11 protein-coding genes are annotated in these 12,729 nt (G+C 71.5%); 1 reads left to right on the top strand and 10 read right to left on the bottom strand.

Translation table 11 applies throughout. The annotated features are described in order from the left end of the window. Positions 1-135: 135 nt before the first annotated feature. From OG892_RS28885 to OG892_RS28840, 10 genes are all read right to left on the bottom strand, one after another. Complete coding sequence (locus OG892_RS28885) at positions 136-1,395, bottom strand: SLC13 family permease (RefSeq protein ID WP_371631709.1); 1,260 nt, start codon at positions 1,393-1,395, stop codon at positions 136-138. Positions 1,396-1,477: 82 nt separating this feature from the next. Then, positions 1,478-2,989 carry an Asp-tRNA(Asn)/Glu-tRNA(Gln) amidotransferase subunit GatB gene (gatB, locus tag OG892_RS28880; protein ID WP_073738656.1) on the bottom strand — a complete coding sequence of 504 codons (1,512 nt, stop codon included), beginning with the start codon at positions 2,987-2,989 and terminating at the stop codon, positions 1,478-1,480. 17 nt (positions 2,990-3,006) lie between these two features. Next, positions 3,007-3,240 carry a hypothetical protein gene (locus OG892_RS28875; protein ID WP_073738655.1) on the bottom strand — a complete coding sequence of 78 codons (234 nt, stop codon included), beginning with the start codon at positions 3,238-3,240 and terminating at the stop codon, positions 3,007-3,009. 5 nt (positions 3,241-3,245) lie between these two features. Beyond that, on the bottom strand, positions 3,246-4,754 hold the full coding sequence (gene gatA / locus OG892_RS28870) for an Asp-tRNA(Asn)/Glu-tRNA(Gln) amidotransferase subunit GatA (RefSeq protein WP_073738654.1): 1,509 nt from the start codon (positions 4,752-4,754) through the stop codon (positions 3,246-3,248). A 6-nt stretch (positions 4,755-4,760) separates the two neighbouring features. Then, positions 4,761-5,057, bottom strand: coding sequence for an Asp-tRNA(Asn)/Glu-tRNA(Gln) amidotransferase subunit GatC (gene gatC, locus OG892_RS28865; RefSeq protein ID WP_003966094.1), 297 nt, complete (start codon positions 5,055-5,057; stop codon positions 4,761-4,763). A gap of 206 nt (positions 5,058-5,263) precedes the next feature. Beyond that, entirely contained in the window at positions 5,264-7,435 is a 2,172-nt protein-coding gene (locus OG892_RS28860) for a bifunctional diguanylate cyclase/phosphodiesterase (RefSeq protein WP_073738653.1), read from the bottom strand. Positions 7,436-7,680: 245 nt separating this feature from the next. Then, entirely contained in the window at positions 7,681-9,933 is a 2,253-nt protein-coding gene (gene ligA / locus OG892_RS28855; protein ID WP_371630661.1) for an NAD-dependent DNA ligase LigA, read from the bottom strand. A 30-nt stretch (positions 9,934-9,963) separates the two neighbouring features. Beyond that, positions 9,964-10,989, bottom strand: coding sequence for a methionine synthase (locus tag OG892_RS28850; RefSeq protein WP_073738651.1), 1,026 nt, complete (start codon positions 10,987-10,989; stop codon positions 9,964-9,966). A gap of 34 nt (positions 10,990-11,023) precedes the next feature. After that, a complete protein-coding gene (locus OG892_RS28845; protein ID WP_073738650.1) occupies positions 11,024-11,713 on the bottom strand; it encodes an SDR family oxidoreductase in 690 nt (229 codons plus the stop codon). A 52-nt stretch (positions 11,714-11,765) separates the two neighbouring features. After that, positions 11,766-12,305, bottom strand: a complete 540-nt coding sequence (locus tag OG892_RS28840) for a TIGR00730 family Rossman fold protein (RefSeq protein WP_073738649.1) — start codon at positions 12,303-12,305, stop codon at positions 11,766-11,768. A 77-nt stretch (positions 12,306-12,382) separates the two neighbouring features. Here OG892_RS28840 and OG892_RS28835 point away from each other — a divergent pair, with 77 nt between their 5' ends. After that, a complete protein-coding gene (locus OG892_RS28835; RefSeq protein ID WP_073738648.1) occupies positions 12,383-12,718 on the top strand; it encodes a DUF427 domain-containing protein in 336 nt (111 codons plus the stop codon). The last annotated feature ends 11 nt before the right edge of the window (positions 12,719-12,729 follow it).

The following is a 12,729-nucleotide window of genomic DNA, read 5'->3' as shown; positions in this document are numbered from 1 at the left end:
AACGCATGACCTTGAGAACCGTCACTCTGACAGCCAAAGGTGATTATTTGCCCGATTCGTGGCCTTACTCACAGGCGTCGGATCCGCATATGGGCGACATGGCTCCGGCCGTCCGGGGGACTCGCGGAGGGGGTGTCACACCCCGATCACCCGCAGCGCCCCCCAGAGCGCGACCGTCGAGACCGCCAGCGTCGCCGGTACGGTCAGCAGCCCGAGCCTGGTGAAGTGGCCGAGCTCCGGCGGCTCGTCGTGCGTGTGCAGGATGCGGCGCCACAGCAGGGTGGCGAGCGAGCCGACGTACGTGAGGTTCGGCCCGAGGTTCACCCCGATCAGCGCGGCCAGCAGCGGCCCCGGGCCGGCCGCCGCGACGACCGGGAGCAGGGCGAGGATCGCCGGCAGGTTGTTGATCAGGTTGGCGAGCACCGCCGCGACCGCGGCCACCGCCAGCAGCGCGCCCAGCGAGGAGCCTTCCGGCAGGAGCCGGGCGATCCCGGTGCCGAGGCCGTGGTCGACGACCGCCTTGACGACGACGCCCAGTGCCAGCACGAACAGGCAGAACGGCACGTTGGCGGCGTGCACCAGGCCCTTCGCGGTGGTCTCCCGCCGCGCCAGCGCCCGTACGGCCAGCACCGCGGCGCCCGCCAGCGCCGCCCACAGCGGTTCCGCGCCCGCGAACGAGGTCACGACGAACCCGCACAGGGTCAGCACCAGGACGACCAGGGTGAAGACGGGCAGTTCCGGCCGGTCCCCGTCCTGCTCCGGCGGATGCGCTCCCGCCGCCAGGTCGGCCGCGAAGAACCGGCGCAGGATGACGTACTCGACGGCGATCGCCGCCAGCCACGGCAGCGCCATCAGGGCGGCGAAGCGGGTGAAGGAGAGGCCACTGGCGGTGAACGCCAGCAGGTTGGTCAGGTTGGAGACGGGGAGCAGGAGCGACGCGGAGTTGGCGAGGTGCGCGCAGGCGTACACGTACGGGCGGGGGCGGGCCCCGACGCGGGCGGCGGTCGCGAGGACGACCGGGGTCAGCAGGACCACGGTGGCGTCCAGGCTGAGCACCGCCGTGATCACCGAGGCGACGACGAAGACGCCTGCGAGCAACGGGCCGGTCCGCCCGCCGCAGGCTCGGGCCACCAGGTCACCGGCGGCCCTGAAGAGCCCTTCGTCGGCGCAGAGCTGAGCCAGCACCAGGATCGCCGCGAGGAATCCGACGACCGGCAGCAGGTCGCCCAGCTGGGACCTGGCCTCGGGCCAGGAGACCGCGCCGAGCGCGATCACGAGGACCGCGGCGGGCACGGCGACGGTCGCCTCCGGCAGGCCCCTGGGGCGTACGACGGCGAACGCCAGCACCCCCAGCAGGAGGGCGACGGAGACGATCTCGGCGGTGACGGTGTTCAGCGGACTCTCCGGACCGGTGAAAAGGGGGCGGTGCGCCGGGTGGGACCCGGTGCACCGCCCCCTCGGGACGTGCGGGAAGGGCTCAGCCCTCGACGCCGAGCTTCTCCAGGATCAGCTCACGCACCCGGGCCGCGTCCGCCTGGCCGCGGGTGGCCTTCATGACGGCGCCGACGAGCGCGCCGGCCGCGGCGACCTTGCCGCCGCGGATCTTGTCCGCGATGGCCGCGTTGCCCGCGATGGCCTCGTCGACCGCCGTGGACAGCGCGCCCTCGTCGGAGACGACCTTCAGGCCGCGCTTCTCGACGACGGTGTCCGGGTCGCCCTCGCCCGCGAGGACACCTTCGAGCACCTGGCGGGCCAGCTTGTCGTTGAGGTCACCGGAGGCGACGAGCTCGGCCACCCGGGCGACCTGCGCGGGGGTGACACCCAGCTCGTCGAGGCCCCGGCCGGTCTCGTTGGCGTTACGGGCCAGCTCGCCCATCCACCACTTGCGGGCCTGGTCGGCGGGGGCGCCCGCGTCGATCGTCGCGACGATCAGCTCGACCGCACCCGCGTTGAGGATGGACTGCATGTCGTGCTCATTGATGCCCCACTCCTCCTTGAGCCGGGCGCGGCGCAGCCGGGGCAGCTCGGGAAGCCCGCCCCGCAGCTCCTCGACCCAGTCCCGGGCCGGGGCGACCGGCACCAGGTCGGGCTCGGGGAAGTAGCGGTAGTCCTCGGCGTTGTCCTTGATGCGGCCGGCCGTGGTGGAGCCGTCCTCCTCGTGGAAGTGCCGGGTCTCCTGCACGATCGTGCCGCCGGAGTTCAGCACCGCGGCGTGGCGCTGGATCTCGAAGCGGGCGGCCCGCTCGACGGAACGCAGCGAGTTCACGTTCTTCGTCTCGGAGCGGGTACCGAACGCCTCGCGGCCGTGCGGGCGCAGCGACAGGTTGACGTCGCAGCGCATCTGGCCCATCTCCATCCGGGCTTCGGAGACGCCGAGCGCCTTGATGAGCTCGCGCAGCTCGGCGACGTACGCCTTGGCGACCTCGGGTGCCCGTGCGCCCGCTCCCTCGATCGGCTTGGTGACGATCTCGATGAGCGGGATGCCCGCGCGGTTGTAGTCGAGCAGGGAGTGGGACGCGCCGTGGATACGGCCGGTGGCGCCGCCGACGTGGGTCGACTTGCCGGTGTCCTCCTCCATGTGGGCGCGCTCGATCTGCACCCGGAAGATCTCCCCGTCCTCCAGCTGGACGTCCAGATAGCCGTCGAAGGCGATCGGCTCGTCGTACTGGGAGGTCTGGAAGTTCTTCGGCATGTCCGGATAGAAGTAGTTCTTCCGGGCGAACCGGCACCATTCGGCGATCTCGCAGTTCAGCGCGAGACCGATCTTGATGGCGGACTCGACGCCGATCTCGTTGACGACCGGCAGCGCGCCGGGCAGCCCGAGGCAGACCGGGCAGGTCTGGGAGTTGGCGTCCTGCTTGAGCTCGGTGGAGCAGCCGCAGAACATCTTGGTCTTGGTACCCAGCTCGACATGGACTTCGAGGCCCATGACGGGGTCGTACGTCGCGAGGGCGTCCTCGTACGACTCCAGGTCAATGACAGCAGTCACGGTGAAAACTTTCCCTCTCAGCCCAGCAGGACGTCGTCGTCGCCGAGACGCTTCAGTTCGCGATAGAGGATCGCGAGGCCGGTGACGATGGCGGCGGCGGACACGGTCGCGTCGATGAGGCGCAGCGTGTCGTTGTCGTTCCGCGCGAGCCTGATCTGCTTGGCAACACTGATCGCGCCGAACGCGGTGCTGCCGAGCGATACGTACAGCCCGGTCTTGGACTTCTTGAAGTTCGTGGCCTTCTTTGCCATGGCACTCACAGCGACGGAGCCTCCTCAAGCAGTGGGTGTCCCCACTTTTCCACGAAGGCGGCCTCAACGGCGGCTCCGACCTTGTAAAGCCGGTCGTCCTTCATGGCGGGGGCGATGATCTGCAGCCCGACCGGCAGGCCGTCCTCCGGTGCCAGGCCGCAGGGCAGCGACATGGCGGCGTTGCCGGCCAGGTTGGTCGGGATGGTGCACAGGTCCGCGAGGTACATGGCCATCGGGTCGTCGGCGCGCTCGCCGATCGGGAAGGCGGTGGTGGGCGTCGTCGGGGAGACGATCACATCGACGCCGCCTTCTCCGAAGGCCTTCTCGAAGTCCCGCGTGATCAGGGTGCGGACCTTCTGCGCGGAGCCGTAGTACGCGTCGTAGTAGCCGGAGCTGAGCGCGTACGTACCGAGGATGATGCGGCGCTTGACCTCGTCGCCGAAGCCGGCCTCGCGGGTGAGCGCGGTGACGTCCTCCGCGGACCTCGTGCCGTCGTCCCCGACCCGCAGGCCGTAGCGCATGGCGTCGAAGCGGGCGAGGTTCGAGGAGCACTCGGACGGCGCGATGAGGTAGTACGCCGAAAGGCCGAGGTCGAAGGACGGGCAGTCCAGCTCGACGACCGTCGCGCCGAGCGACTTCAGCAGCTCGACCGACTCGTTGAAGCGCTGGACGACACCGGCCTGGTAGCCCTCGCCGGAGAACTGCTTGACGACTCCGACCCGCATGCCCTGTACGGAGCCGTTGCGGGCGGCCTCGACGACCGGCGGGACCGGGGCGTCGATGGAGGTCGAGTCGAGCGGGTCGTGTCCGGCGATGGCCTCGTGCAGCAGCGCCGCGTCCAGGACCGTACGGGCGCAGGGGCCGCCCTGGTCGAGGGAGGAGGAGAAGGCCACCATGCCGTAGCGGGAGACGCCGCCGTAGGTGGGCTTGACGCCGACGGTGCCGGTGACGGCGGCGGGCTGGCGGATGGAGCCGCCGGTGTCCGTGCCGATGGCGAGCGGGGCCTCGAACGACGCGAGGGCGGCGGAGGAGCCGCCGCCGGAGCCGCCCGGGATGCGGGTGAGGTCCCACGGGTTGCCGGTCGGGCCGTAGGCGCTGTTCTCGGTGGAGGACCCCATGGCGAACTCGTCCATGTTGGTCTTGCCGAGGATGACGACGTCGGCGGCCTTGAGCCGCTTGGTGACGGTCGCGTCGTAGGGCGGGACCCAGCCTTCGAGGATCTTCGAGCCGACGGTGGTCGGCATGTCCTGCGTGGTGAAGATGTCCTTGAGCGCGAGCGGGACGCCGGCCAGCGGGCCGAGCTTCTCGCCCGCGGCCCGCTTCGCGTCGACGGCGCGGGCCTGCGCGAGCGCGCCCTCGCGGTCGACGTGCAGGAAGGCGTGGACCTTCTCGTCGACGGCCTCGATCCGGGCCAGGTGGGCCTCGGTGACCTCGACGGCCGTGAGCTCGCCGGAAGCGATCTTCGCGGCGGTCTGCGCGGCGGTGAGCTTGATGATGGTGCTGATGTCCGTCATGGCTTTTTAGTCCTCCCCCAGGATCTGCGGCACCTTGAAACGCTGCTGCTCCTGGGCCGGGGCGCCGGAGAGCGCCTGCGCGGGGGTGAGCGAGGGACGGACCTCGTCCGCCCGCATGACGTTGGTCAGCGGCAGCGGATGGGAGGTCGGCGGTACGTCTTGGTCGGCGACCTCGGAGACGCGGGCGACCGCGCCGATGATGTCGTCGAGCTGACCGGCGAAGTGATCGAGCTCTTCGCCCTTCAGCTCCAGACGCGCCAGCCGGGCGAGGTGGGCGACCTCCTCGCGCGTGATGCCAGGCATGCAGCGATCCTCAGGGGTTGGTGTGTGGTTTTGGCCCAATCCTATGGGGTGTCCGGGTGCGCGAAATCAAGCCCGTCCGACACACAAGATCAAATCCGGGCGGCACCGAATCAAGCCCGTCCGGCGATTGAGGACAAAGCGGCCGCCGGGCGCCGCCGGCTCACGTCACCGAAGCGCCGCACCACGGACCCCGCGCCCGCACCGCCCTACGTCGTCGCCGGCCGCGAGCCCGCCGTCCGCCCGGACGGCCGCTGCTCCAGCTCGGGCGTCGCCGCGGTGGTCACACTCGCCGCAGCGGCCGCGGCCGCCGCGGCCGCCGCCAGCTCGGCCGGCCGCCGCCACCCGTGCTCGCCCCGCGCCCGCAGCCACGCGGTCGTCTCCTGCGGCGGCATCGCGGCGGCAACCAGCCAGCCCTGCACCGCGTCGCAGCGCAGGTCCCGCAGCCGCTCCCACGTCTCGTCGTCCTCGACGCCCTCCGCGACGACCAGCAGCCCCAGCGAATGCGCCAGGTCGATCGTGCAGCGGACGATCTCGGCGTCCTCGTGGTCGATGGCGAGCCGGGCCACGAAGGAGCGGTCGATCTTGAGTTCGCTGACCGGCAGCCGGCGCAGGTGTACGAGGGAGGAGTACCCCGTGCCGAAGTCGTCCAGGGACATCTTCACGCCGTGCCCGGTCAGCCCGGCCAGCGTGTCCGCGGCCCGCTGCGGGTCCTCCAGCAGCACGTGTTCCGTTATCTCCAGCTGCAGGGCGCCCGCCGGGACGCCGTGCCGGGCCAGCCGGGCCGCGACGCCGCCCGCGAATCCGGGGGTGTGCACATCGCGCGGGGAGACGTTGACCGCGACCGGGACGAACAGCCCCTGCGCCCGCCACCGGGCGACCTGGGCGAGCGCCGTCTCCAGTACGTACTCGGTGAGGTGGGGCATCAGCCCGGACGACTCGGCGATGGCGATGAACTCGTCCGGGGGGACCCGCCCCCGCTCCGGGTGCACCCAGCGGACCAGGGCTTCGAGGCCGGCCACCTGTCCGTCGAAGCGGACCTTGGGCTGGTAGTGCAGCTCGACCTCTCCGGCGTCCAGCGCGCGCCGCAGGTCACCGAGGAGCCCGAGCCGGTCCGGGGTGTTGCTGTCGCGCTTCGACTCGTACACCTCGACGCCCGTGCGGTCGCGCTTGGCCTGGTACATCGCCACGTCCGCCCGGCGCAGCAGCCCCTCGGCGTCCAGCGCGTGATCGGGGTAGACGGCGACACCGGCGCTGGCCTCCAGCACCAGGGTGAGCCCGTCGAGGTCCAGCGGGGAGGAGAGCGCGGCGACCAGATGGCGGGCGACCCGTATGGCGCTGGTGGTGGAGTCGGCGGTGGGCAGCAGGACGGCGAACTCGTCGCCGCCGAGCCTGGCCACCTCCGCCCCGCGCGGCAGGGCGAGGCGCAGCCGTTCCGCTATCTGCAGCAGCAGCCGGTCCCCGGCCAGATGGCCGAGGGTGTCGTTGACCGCCCGGAAGCGGTCGAGGTCGATCAGGACCAGTCCGGCCCTGGAGCCGAGGCTCTCGGCCTCCTCCAGGGCCGTCCAGGTGCGTTCCAGCAGCCACTGGCGGTTCGGCAGGCCGGTCAGCGGGTCCCGCAGCTGCTCCTCCGCCCGCGCCCGGGCGATCCAGAGCGTGGAGTCGAGCGCGATCAGCGGGACCGCGAAGAGCGGCAGCAGGACCGGCATGGCCATGGCGACGACGCAGATCAGCGGTGCGATGCCGAGCAGCGCGACCGCGACGAGGCCCTGGCGCAGCAGTGCGGTGCGGGCGGCGGTCGGCAGCCCGCCGCCCTGTGGCGAGCGGGCGTACCAGAGCAGCACCCGGGTGACGAGCAGATAGGTGGAGGCGGCGAGGAGGACTTCCGGGACGGCGTCGATGCCCCAGTCGAGTGGCTGCCAGGGCGACTCGACGGTCTGCACCTCACCGAACGCGGCCATCACCAGGGCCGCCGCGCCCACCCCCAGGATGTCCACCGCTCCGTGCAGCAGCCCCTGCCACCAGCGGTGCCTGCGGGCCATCCCGACGAGGACGACCACGACCAGGCTGACCAGTCCGGCGGGCACCCAGCCGTAGAGCAGCAGCACGGCGAGCGTGAGGGCGGCCCCTGAACCGGTGCCGCCCCACCAGCGGTCGCGGCCGAGCGCGACCAGGTGGCCGACGACGATCCCGGTGAGCACGGCGAGCGACCAGCCGGCCTTCCCGTCCGGGAAGATCGCGTGCCCGCCGCTCACCGTCCGGTAGAAGCCGGTCGCGAGCTGGACGGTGGCGAGAGCCACGACGACGATGCCCACCTTGGGCGTGAGTCCGGCGAAACCCTGCAGCCGCGACACCGGTGCGGCGTTCTCGGTCGGTTTCATTCCGTCCCTCTCACAGCCGGCGGTGCCGATGTCACCTGATCGTTCCGTTCCCTGCCACCGCGCCCGGCACACCCGGCGCCGGGCTCCGCGGGCGCATCCCTCAACAGTAGGCCGCGGAGGGCTTCCAGGGGCAGCGGTCTACATCTCTTGCCCGAATGCGAACCGACCGTCCGTCAGCATCTGCTATGCGCCGACCGGGTGAATCCGGGCGTACGCCCACGACTCCCCGCACCGCGGACCCGGAGCTACTCCCCGGCCCCCGTCCCGGCCCCCGTCCCGGCCCCCGTCTCAGCCGTCCCGGCCGGCACAGCCGCCTCGCGCGCCGCGTCGGGTCCGTCCGCGAGCAGTACGGCGAAGCCGTCCTCGTCCAGCACGGGGACCTTCAGTTGCACGGCCTTGTCGTACTTGGAGCCGGGGTTGTCACCTACCACCACGAAGGAGGTCTTCTTCGAGACGGACCCGGTCACCTTCGCCCCGCGGCTCTGGAGGGCTTCTTTCGCGCCATCCCTGGTGTGCGAGTCCAGGGTGCCGGTGACGACGACGGTGAGTCCTTCGAGCGGCCTGGGCCCCTCCTCCTCACCGGCGCCCTCGTCCTCCATCCGGACCCCGGCCTCGCGCCACTTGCGCAGGATCTCCCGGTGCCACTCCTCGGCGAACCACGCCTTCACCGAGGCCGCGATGATCGGTCCGACCCCGTCGGCGTCGGACAGCTCCTGCTCGGTGGCCTCGTCGATCCGGTCGATGGAACGGAACTGACGGGCCAGCTCCTGCGCGGCGACCGGCCCGACGTGGCGGATCGAGAGCCCGGTGAGGATGCGGGCCAGCGGGGCTTCCTTCGCCGCCGCGATGGCGTCCAGCATCGCGACGGCGTTCTTCTTCGGCTCGCCCTGCTGGTTGGCGAAGACCAGCGCGGTCTTCTCCTCCCCCGTCTTCGGGTCGCGCTTGGGCAGTCCGCTGTCCATGTCGAGGACGTAGGCCCGGATGGGCAGCAGCTGCTCGACGGTCAGTCCGAACAAATCGCCCTCGTCGCGCAGCGGCGGCTCCGCGGGCTCCAGCGGGCGGGTCAGCGCGGCGGCCGCGACATAGCCGAAGTGGTCGATGTCCAGGCACTTGCGGCCCGCCAGATAGGCGACGCGCTCGCGCAGCTGGGCCGGGCAGGAGCGGGCGTTCGGGCAGCGGACGTCGATGTCGGCCTCCTTCATGGGCCGCAGCTCCGTGCCGCACTCGGGGCATTCGGTGGGCATGACGAACGCCCGCTCGGTACCGTCGCGGAGGTCGACGACCGGCCCGAGGATCTCGGGGATCACGTCACCCGCCTTGCGGAGCACCACCGTGTCACCGATCAGGACGCCCTTGCTCCGCACCACGTTCTGGTTGTGCAGGGTGGCGAACTCGACCTCGGAGCCGGCCACTTCGACCGGTTCGACCTGTGCGTACGGAGTGACGCGGCCGGTGCGGCCGACGCCGACGCGGATGTTGACCAGCTTGGTGTTGACCTCCTCCGGCGCGTACTTCCAGGCGATTGCCCAGCGCGGGGCGCGCGAGGTGGAGCCGAGCCGGCCCTGGAGCGGGATCTCGTCGAGCTTGACGACGACGCCGTCGATCTCGTGCTCCACCGAGTGCCGGTTCTCGCCGAAGTAGGCGATGAACTCGCGTACGCCGTCGAGGGAGTCGACCACCTTGTTGTACTTGGCGGTGGGCAGGCCCCAGGCCTGGAGCAGCTCGTAGGCGTGCGAGAGGCAGTCGATGTCGAAGCCCTCGCGGGCGCCGATGCCGTGGACGACCATGTGGAGCGGGCGGCTCGCGGTGACCTTGGGGTCCTTCTGGCGCAGTGAACCGGCCGCCGCGTTGCGCGGGTTGGCGAAGGGCTTGTCGTCCGCCTCCACCAGCCGGGCGTTCAGCTCCTCGAAGCCCTCCATCGGGAAGAAGACCTCGCCGCGGATCTCGACGAGCGCCGGGATGCGGTCGCCCTTCAGCCGGTGCGGGATCTCCGCGATCGTCCGGACGTTGGGCGTGATGTCCTCGCCGGTGCGGCCGTCGCCCCGGGTCGCGGCCCGGGTCAGCAGGCCGTGCTCGTAGGTGAGGTTGACCGCGAGGCCGTCGATCTTCAGCTCGCACAGGAAGTGGTAGCCGGTGGCGCCGACGTCCCGGGCGACGCGCTCGCCCCAGGTGGCCAGCTCCTCGTCGTCGAAGGCGTTGTCCAGGGACAGCATCCGCTCGCGGTGTTCGACGGAGGTGAACTCCGTCCGGTACGGGCCCGCGACCTTCTGCGACGGCGAGTCGGGCGTGCGCAGCGGCGGGTACGTGTCCTCCAGTGCCTCCAGCTCGCGCATCAGCCGGTCGAACTCGGCGTCGCTGACGACCGGCTGGTCGTTCACGTAATAGCGGAAGCGGTGCTCCTCGATCTGTTCGGCGAGGAGTGCGTGCCGCTCGCGTGACTCCGGCGGCACCTCCGTCCCTGCCTCCACCGGCCCTGCCGTCTGCTCTTCGCCGGCCATCGTCCCGTCCTCCCGTTACCCAGTGCCCCGTTACTCAGGGTTGTCCGCAAGCGATTTCGCGGCCCGGGCGCAGTGGGCGAGCGCGGCCCGTGCGTACGCGGGTGACGCGCCCGCGAGGCCGCACGACGGGGTGATCGCGACGGACTCGGTCAGAGTCCCCGGATTCAGCCCCAGCCTGCGCCACAGCGTCCTGACACCCATGACGCTACCGCCCGGGTCGGACAATCCGTCCGAGGCCGGGTCTGTGCCCGGCACCACCCCGAGGAACAGCTGGGTACCGCCCTCGACGGCTTCCCCGATCGCCTCCTCCTCACGCTCGGTGAGCAGCGAGAAGTCGAACGAGATGCCGTCCGCCCCGGCCCTGCGCAGCAGGGCGAACGGGACCTCCGGCGCGCAGGTGTGGACGAGCGTGGCGCCCTCGCCCGCCGCGCCCAGCACCTCGCGCAAGGTGGACTCGACGAGCTGGCGGTCCACCGCACGGTAGGTGCGGTAGCCGCTCGCCGTCCTGACCTGCCCGCGCAGGACGCCGGTCAGGGAGGGTTCGTCGAGCTGGAGGATCACCCGGGCTCCGGGCATCCGGCGCCGTACCTCCGCGAGGTGGTCGCGCAGCCCCTCGGTCAGCGATCCGGCCAGGTCGCGGCAGGCGCCCCGGTCGCCGAGCACGGCCTCGCCGCCCCGGCGCTCCAGGGCGGCGGCCAGCGTCCAGGGCCCGACGGCCTGGACCTTGAGCGGGCCCTCGTAGCCCTGGGTGAACTCCTCCAGCGCGTCGAGGTCCTCGCCCAGCCAGGAGCGGGCCCGGCGGGTGTCGCGCCCCGGCCGGTCGCTGATCCGCCAGCCGCTCGGCTCGACGTGCCCGTACATCTCGACGAGCAGCCCGATGGTCCGCCCGATCATGTCCGCGCCCGGCCCGCGCGCGGGCAGTTCCGCCAGATAGGGCACGCCCTGGCCGTCCCCGAAGGAGCCGGTGACGGTCTTCGCCGCCTCCCGTGCGTCCCCTCCGGGCATCGATCCGATTCCGGTGGCCGGGCACATCCTGAACTTGCTCTTCTCGCTCACGCGGGAAGCCTACGGCCGTCGCGGGCCCGCGCCGTCAGCGGCCGGGGCGCACCGTGAGGTCGTTGACCTCGGCGTCGCGCGGCAGGTCGATCGCCATCAGGATGGTGGTGGCGATGGACTCCGGGTCGATCCAGCGCTCGGCGTCGTACTCCTTGCCCTCCTGCTGGTGGACCTTGGCCTGCATGGGGCTCGCGGTGCGCCCGGGGTAGACGGTGGTCACCCGGACCCCGTTGCCGTGCTCCTCCTGGCGCAGCGAGTCGGCCAGCGCCTTCAGCCCGTGCTTGCTCGCCGCGTAGGCGCTCCAGCCGGCGCTCGCGGCGAGCCCGGCGCCGGAGTTGACGAAGAGGACGTGGCCCTGTGCGACGCGCAGCTGCGGCAGGAAGAGCCGGGTGAGCTCGGCCGGGGCCACCAGGTTGGCGTTGAGCTGGGCGTGCCAGGCCTTGGGCGTGAGCTCCCCGACCTGGCCGAGCTCGACGACGCCCGCGATGTGCATCAGTGAGTCGAGCCGCTCCGGCACCGGCTGCTGGGCGAAGGCCCAGGAGAGCCGGTCCGGGTTGGCGAGGTCCCCGACGATCGTGCGGGCGCCGGGGTGCAGCGCGGCGAGTTCCCTGGCGCGGCCCGCGTCGCGGGCCAGGAGGACGAGGTCGTCGCCGCGCTCGGTGAGACGGCGGGCGACTGCTGCGCCGATGCCGGAACCGGCGCCGGTGATGAGGTGAGTGGACATGCCCCCATCGTCGCACCCGTCACGGCGCTCTCCTCACGTCACAAGGGGCACATCACTGCAGGCCGGACCACTCCTCCAGGTAGGCCAGGGCGCCCACGCCGTCCTTGGCGAAGAACACCAGGTCGGTCAGCGGGAGCGGCAGGAAGCCCTCGTCCTCCATACGCTGGAACTGCTGGCGCAGTCCGTCGTAGAAGCCCGCCGTGTTGAGCAGCACGACCGGCTTGGTGTGCTTGCCGTGCTTCTTGAGCTCCAGGATCTCGGTCGCCTCGTCGAGGGTGCCGGTGCCGCCCACCATGATCACGACGGCGTCGGACTTCTCCAGGAGGAGCGCCTTGCGCTCCGCGAGGTCACGCGCGATCACCATCTCGTCCGCGTTGGTACGGGCCTTCGCGGCCAGGAAGTCCACCGAGACCCCGACCAGCTTCCCGCCCGACTCCTGCACCCCGTCGGCCACGACCTTCATCAGCCCGCTCTCCGAGCCGCCCCAGACCAGGGTGTGTCCGCCGCGGCCGATCAGTTCGGCGAATTCGCGGGCGGGCCGGGTGTAGCGCTCGTCGAGGTCGGCGGCGGAGAGGAATACGCAGATGTTCATGGCCTCCACCGTAGAACCCGCCACCGACAGCCGTGCCGCCGGGGAAGAAACGGGCGTGCCCCGCCGCTGAACCACACATGACTGCCACCCGAGGACACCTCATCACCGTGGAGCCCGCCGCAGAGCACGTGCGCGTGATCCGCGACGGCGTAACTCTTGCGGAGAGCCGGCGCCCGCTCGTCCTGCGCGAGACCGGCTGTCCGGTGCGGTACTACCTGCCGCCCGAGGACGTCCGCACCGAGTTGCTGACGGCCTCCGACACCCGGACCCACTGCCCGTTCAAGGGGGATGCCTCCTACTGGTCGCTGCCGGACGCGGCGGACCTGGTCTGGGCGTACCCGGAGCCGAAGGAGGAAGTCGCCGCGATCAAGGACCACTTCTGCTTCTACGACACCGAGGCGGTCGCGGACTGAAGCCGGAGCGG

This window comes from Streptomyces sp. NBC_00341 (genome assembly GCF_041435055.1).
Classification (GTDB): domain Bacteria; phylum Actinomycetota; class Actinomycetes; order Streptomycetales; family Streptomycetaceae; genus Streptomyces.
Note: the sequence above shows the minus strand (reverse complement) of the source record. Positions and strands in the feature narration are given on the sequence as shown.

Excerpts from the sequence above, each read along its gene's own strand:
- OG892_RS28875 (WP_073738655.1), bottom strand. The coding sequence starts at position 3,240 with ATGGCAAAGAAGGCCACGAACTTCAAGAAGTCCAAGACCGGGCTGTAC.
- gatA (WP_073738654.1), bottom strand. The coding sequence starts at position 4,754 with ATGACGGACATCAGCACCATCATCAAGCTCACCGCCGCGCAGACCGCC.
- gatC (WP_003966094.1), bottom strand. The coding sequence starts at position 5,057 with ATGCCTGGCATCACGCGCGAGGAGGTCGCCCACCTCGCCCGGCTGGCG.
- OG892_RS28860 (WP_073738653.1), bottom strand. The coding sequence starts at position 7,435 with ATGAAACCGACCGAGAACGCCGCACCGGTGTCGCGGCTGCAGGGTTTC.
- ligA (WP_371630661.1), bottom strand. The coding sequence starts at position 9,933 with ATGGCCGGCGAAGAGCAGACGGCAGGGCCGGTGGAGGCAGGGACGGAG.
- OG892_RS28845 (WP_073738650.1), bottom strand. The coding sequence starts at position 11,713 with ATGTCCACTCACCTCATCACCGGCGCCGGTTCCGGCATCGGCGCAGCA.
- OG892_RS28840 (WP_073738649.1), bottom strand. The coding sequence starts at position 12,305 with ATGAACATCTGCGTATTCCTCTCCGCCGCCGACCTCGACGAGCGCTAC.
- OG892_RS28835 (WP_073738648.1), top strand. The coding sequence starts at position 12,383 with ATGACTGCCACCCGAGGACACCTCATCACCGTGGAGCCCGCCGCAGAG.